The following is a 364-nucleotide window of genomic DNA, read 5'->3' on the forward strand; positions in this document are numbered from 1 at the left end:
CAATAGCTCTCGCTGGCGGCTGCACCTGCCATTCTTGGATCAAAAAGTCAGCCTCAGGGTCGAGTATGCCCAGACCTTTTCATCTGCATAGATTCACTGCCTCTCATATGGCCCATCATCTTTTCGGTTCTGAAGCCTGTGCAGTGTGTCCCTGATGCTCGTCATCTGCCGCCGTTCGGACACCATCCACAAGCGTCAGGAAGGCCTGCACCACCTCAGGGTCAAACTGCTTGCCCGCCTGCTGCGCAATCTCTTCCTGGGCTTGCTGCGCGGTCCAGGCGGGCTTGTAGACCCGCTTGCTGGTCAGGGCGTCGTAGACATCGCACACCGCGAAGATGCGTGCGAGCAGCGGAATCTCTGCCTC

The 364-nt window shown here is 58.5% G+C and carries 1 protein-coding gene; it reads right to left on the reverse strand.

Features of this window, described 5'->3' with window-relative positions; genetic code table 11:
* Nucleotides 1-115: 115 nt before the first annotated feature.
* A partial coding sequence (locus K7W42_RS22800; RefSeq protein ID WP_369411425.1) for an HD-GYP domain-containing protein occupies nucleotides 116-364 on the reverse strand: 249 nt, incomplete at its 5' end.

Source organism: Deinococcus betulae (assembly GCF_020166395.1).
GTDB classification, from domain to species: Bacteria; Deinococcota; Deinococci; order Deinococcales; family Deinococcaceae; genus Deinococcus; species Deinococcus betulae.